The following is a 4914-nucleotide window of genomic DNA, read 5'->3' as shown; positions in this document are numbered from 1 at the left end:
GTCTCCTCGTAGGGCGACACCTCACGGGACAGGGCGGTCATCGGACCGGGGGGAGGAGCCATCTCAACGAATGAATCGAGCAGCTCTCTGACGCCGAAGTTATTGAGAGCGCTTCCGAAAAACACAGGCGTCTGATACCCCTTGAGATAGCCCTGGTAATCAAAGGGGTTGGCGGCGTTCTGGAGCAGAGCGGCATCCTCCCGCAGTTCGTCGGCCTGACTTCCCAGCAAGACGTCCAGTCTGGGATCGGAGAGGTCGGAGATCATAATCCTATCCTGTGTCCGGGTCTCCTTGCCGGAGGTGAAGAGCTGAAGTTCCTTACGGTTCAGGTTGTAGACCCCCTTGAAGAGCTTTCCCATCCCGATCGGCCACGTCATGGGCGCGCATTCAATCTGCAATTTGTCCTCGATGTCGGCCAGCAGGTCCAGGGGAGGCAGCCCCTCCCGGTCGAGCTTGTTGATAAAGGTCATAATCGGGGTGTTACGCATACGGCAGACCTCCATCAGCTTCTCGGTCTGCGGCTCAACGCCTTTGCCGCTGTCGATCACCATCAGGGCGCTGTCCACAGCCGTGAGCACCCGGTAGGTGTCTTCCGAGAAATCCTGGTGTCCCGGCGTGTCGAGCAGGTTGACCTCGAAATCCCGGTAGTTGAAATTCATGACGGATGTGGTGACCGAGATCCCGCGTTCCTTTTCGATGGCCATCCAGTCACTGGTGGCATAACGGGCAGCCTTCTTTGATTTGACCGCGCCGGCAAGCTGGATCGCTCCGCCGAACAGGAGGAGTTTTTCCGTCAGGGTGGTTTTCCCTGCATCAGGATGGCTGATGATCCCGAAGGTGCGCCGCCGGTCCACCTCATTCTGATCATGTTTTTTCATGGTTATCATGGTGTTTTGCGCCATCGCTTCACGGACACAAAAAAACGGGCCGCAACAGGCCCGACTGTTTCGTACACATTACACTAAATACCGGGCTGTTGTCAAGAATGCTTGATTAATGGTTTATAAATGGAAAATTTTCACAGCAAGACCCTGGACCGCACATTTGACACGGTCTACTTTGTTCCCGGCATAACCGTGGCCGGAGCGGATCAACCTGCAGGCCGGATTCCCCAGGGGAGCCCGGATGCCAGCCGGAGCCACATCACGCCCCCCTCAACCGCATCGTCAGGCGTTGACTTTTCCGATCTTAAAAAGGCAGAGGGAGGCAGAACCGTCGCCGAAATTTACGCCGACAAAAGCAATCTCTCAGGCAAGAACGTGACGGTGCGCGGCAAGGTGGTCAAGTTCACCCCGGAGATTATGGGAAAGAACTGGCTTCACCTGCAGGATGGAACCGGCGATCAGGGGACTCATGACCTGACCATCACCACCAACGGGACGGCCAAAGTAGGTGATACGGTTCTGGCCAGCGGTGTCGTGGCCGTGGACAAAGACTTCGGCGCCGGCTATCGATATGCCGTCATCATTGAAGACGCCAAAATCACGGTTGAATAAACAACAGGGATCTGTCCTCGAAGATACCCATCTACGATCCGGACCTGCAGGTCCCCGCGTGTCTCATCCCTGCGGAGGTACGGTGGTTTGATCTGCTCGGTCATCAATCATGCTCCATGAGCAATTCCTGTCGAGTGGAAATGGGAAATGTCCCGCCTCTCTCTTTGAGGTTATTTTGCCCGGCGCAGAGTTTTTCCCGCATTCAACAAGCATACTCAGGAATGATGTATGTCCTCGGAATTCAATTCCTGCAGGGAGCGGACTCCCTCGAAGTATCTTTATTTCTCAGAGGTCTTGAACGAGCGCTCAAACAGATCATCAATGGCCCGCCTGCCTTCGTCGCTCAAATAACGTGTGCCGGTAACGGCTATTGTTTTATGTGATATCACCGGATCTTCGGTTACCCATTCATTATGGATCCAGGAAACCCACTCTTTCCGATCCTGCTCAAACAGGTACACGGGCCTGTTGAATAACTTTGCCAGTTCAACACCCCATCCTGTGCCTCCCTTGACGGTTCCATTCGACAATAACCAGCCGACGGCAAAGACCTGATAACCGTTGTTGACGATATGGAACAAGACCTGGAAGATCTTTTGCATCATGGGCGTTGTTGCCAATGAGCGTTCCATCCGTTTCTTGATGATGTCCGGACCCACGGCGCCACGCGACAGCTCCTCATCGGACAAGATTCTCAGTCCCCGCTCACGGCTGATATCATGCCCTTCAAAATTAAAGGTCACCTCTGTCATGCCCCACTTCTCAGCCGTTTGTCCGAAATATTCTTCCGTGCCTCTGTGACCGCCTGTATACATAGTGATTTTATCAGGTTCCAACATGATCTGCTCCTTTTGATGTTTCTTGATTGATGAAAATACAACAGCGCGGATCAGGCGCAGCCTTTAGGACTTAGTGGTCCTGTTCGTAAATATGGTGACGTACCGAGAGGGTCGTAGGGCGGTCTCGTCAAGGCGCGCGACTGAGGCGTACCCTTCTGGTACACCGCAAGGAGCGAAACTTTGATCCGACCGCCCTACGACCCTCGAATGCCACCGTATTTACGAATAGGGCCCCTTAGCCTGCATCCGGTTCGACATTCCTTTCGACGAACATCCCCAAGGGCAAGTGATTCCTGTCTGTTACTTTATGACATCTAAGATAATTTCTTTGTAACATACTCGATAAGAGTTTTCACTTTGATACCCCATTTTTGTTCCAGCAAATCTCTTTGCCTCAATATTGCAGTATCAGATGTTATAAAAATGTCTCGCTCAGCCATCATATGTGCATACAATAGTAAAGCATCTTTATGGTTCATGTCATAATTCTTGTCCCCGGGTTCTGCATTAGGGAAAATAACTTCAAATATTTCCTTTACCTTTTCCTTGTCCACAAATTTAACGGGAAACTCGAGTGGGAAGGTAAAAATTGCTGGCTTAGCTACATTCACATATGGTCCGATCATCTCCCGTATATAGCCGGGTAGATTGTCTGGTTTTTTATGATCGTAATCCGTGTACAACTGCGTGGTCACACCGAGTTCACAAGCGCCTCTGTCCCGAAGAGACTTAAGCCTTTACACGAGTTGCTGAATTTCCTCCTTTTTGGCGTTTAAGTTACCGTATCGGTTTTCTAAAGACCCGCCTTCAGACCACGCCCAGTCTCTTAATACATTGGTATCTAATGTGATTTTGTCCATTTCAGAGATTACATAACGCATAGCGTTTTATCCGTAGCGCCGGAGGCGTTTCGGATAAAACGCGTTGGACTGAACCGATCAGCTATCATGCATACTTTTATCAAGATCTATGGGAATTGTAAACATATTTCTTTTTGTGGAGAGACCCTCAGAACCCCGTTAGAAGTAATTTCGACAAGAGGTCATTCCGATTAAATAAATATAGGGGAAGTGTCCCTATGTTATTGCTATGGAATCATTGTGATTGAGGAATAAAATGAACACGGACGGCTACAGGATCGATGCCGCCGAGGAGATGGCGAGTTCGAGGAAGAACTCGGGGAAGATCCCGATGGCGAGCACGGCAATCACGGCAGCGAAAAGGACGGCGGACATGGCCGTGGAGACATTGAGCACGGGTTCCTTGACCGGCTCGGCCATGTACATCTTCATGATGACCCGGAGATAATAGAAGGCGGAGACCGCGGAATTGAGCACGCCGATCACGGCCAGCCAGACATAGCCTGCCTTGACCGCTCCCATGAAGATATAGAACTTTCCTGCAAACCCGGCCGTAGGGGGGATGCCGGCGAGCGAGAACATGAAGACCATCATCACAAAGGCCGAGGCCGGGCTGATCCCGGCGAGGCCGGAAAAATCATCGATCCGGTCCCCGACCCCTCCCACGCGGTTAAGCAGGATGACCACGCCGAAGGCGCCGATGTTCATGAAGGCGTACACGAAGAGATAGAGGAGCACACTCGACGTTCCGGTCTCGCCTCCCACGATGAACCCGATCATGAGATAGCCGGCATGGGCGATGCTGGAATAGGCGAGCATCCGCTTGATGTTGGTCTGCCTGAGAGCGATGAAGTTCCCGGTGATCATGGTGGCAATAGAGAGACAGATGAAAAGGGTCACCCAGTCCGGACGAAGGGATCCGAAGGCCACGGTGAAGACCCGGATCAGGGCGGCAAAGGCCGCGGCCTTGGGCCCCACGGACATGAAGGCAGTGACCGAGGTAGGCGCCCCTTCATAGACATCCGGACTCCAGAAGTGGAAAGGCACGGCGGCAATTTTGAAGGCAAACCCGGCGGCCATCATGATCACGGCGAGCAGGAGAAGCCCGGAGAAATGCCCCCCGGCGACGAGGCCTCCGATGGTTGCAAGATCCAGGCTCCCGGTCAGGCCGTAGGTCATCATGACCCCGTAGAGGAAAAAACCAGAAGAGAAGGACCCGAGCAGGTAGTACTTGAGCGAGGCCTCATTGGATTTATCGTTTCTTTTAAAGAGCCCGGCCAGGATGTAGAGGGAGATGGCCATGAGTTCGAGACCCACGTAGATCACGAGAAGGTTGGTCCCCGAGGCCATGATCATCTGACCGAGGACGGCAAGGAGGACGATGGCGTAAAACTCCCCGTAATTGTATCCTTCCAGCGCCAGAAACCGGACCGAGATCCCCATGACCATGATGCCCGCCGCGCAGAAGATGATCTTGAAGAACTGGGCATAGGCGTCAGCCGAGAGACCCGCGATGTGCGTGGGGATGTTCAGGGCGAGTGATTGGTAACTGAGTATCCCGGCGGCTGCAAGGCCGAAGGCGCCGAGAAAGGCGAGGAAACCCTTGTTCACCCTTGGCCAGGCAAAATCAATGATCAGCACGGCCAGAGCGGAGAACAGAACCATGAGTTCAGGCGTCATGGCCGTAAGATTGGGAAGGGACGGCATGGGGATGGTCAT

General features: G+C 53.1%; 4 protein-coding genes and 1 pseudogene. 1 reads left to right on the top strand and 4 read right to left on the bottom strand.

Annotated elements, in window-relative coordinates:
* Positions 1 to 878, bottom strand: a pseudogene (prfC, locus tag AUK29_07200) (peptide chain release factor 3).
* 129 nt (positions 879 to 1007) lie between these two features.
* Between prfC and AUK29_07195 the strand changes: the two are divergent.
* Positions 1008 to 1496, top strand: a complete 489-nt coding sequence (locus tag AUK29_07195) for a hypothetical protein (protein ID OIP63108.1) — start codon at positions 1008 to 1010, stop codon at positions 1494 to 1496.
* 278 nt (positions 1497 to 1774) lie between these two features.
* Here AUK29_07195 and AUK29_07190 read toward each other — a convergent pair whose 3' ends face one another.
* The 3 genes from AUK29_07190 to AUK29_07180 form a co-directional block, all read right to left on the bottom strand.
* Complete coding sequence (locus AUK29_07190; protein OIP63107.1) at positions 1775 to 2335, bottom strand: hypothetical protein; 561 nt, start codon at positions 2333 to 2335, stop codon at positions 1775 to 1777.
* Positions 2336 to 2649: 314 nt separating this feature from the next.
* A complete protein-coding gene (locus AUK29_07185) occupies positions 2650 to 3030 on the bottom strand; it encodes a hypothetical protein (protein ID OIP63106.1) in 381 nt (126 codons plus the stop codon).
* A gap of 435 nt (positions 3031 to 3465) precedes the next feature.
* Entirely contained in the window at positions 3466 to 4914 is a 1449-nt protein-coding gene (locus AUK29_07180) for a hypothetical protein (GenBank protein OIP63105.1), read from the bottom strand.

Source organism: Nitrospirae bacterium CG2_30_53_67 (assembly GCA_001873285.1).
Classification (GTDB): domain Bacteria; phylum CG2-30-53-67; class CG2-30-53-67; order CG2-30-53-67; family CG2-30-53-67; genus CG2-30-53-67.
Note: the sequence above shows the minus strand (reverse complement) of the source record. Positions and strands in the feature narration are given on the sequence as shown.

What these genes read in the sequence shown, in the direction of transcription:
- AUK29_07195 (OIP63108.1), top strand. Translation starts at nt 1,008, where the DNA reads ATGGAAAATTTTCACAGCAAGACCCTGGACCGCACATTTGACACGGTC.
- AUK29_07190 (OIP63107.1), bottom strand. Translation starts at nt 2,335, where the DNA reads ATGTTGGAACCTGATAAAATCACTATGTATACAGGCGGTCACAGAGGC.
- AUK29_07180 (OIP63105.1), bottom strand. Translation starts at nt 4,914, where the DNA reads ATGACCATCCCCATGCCGTCCCTTCCCAATCTTACGGCCATGACGCCT.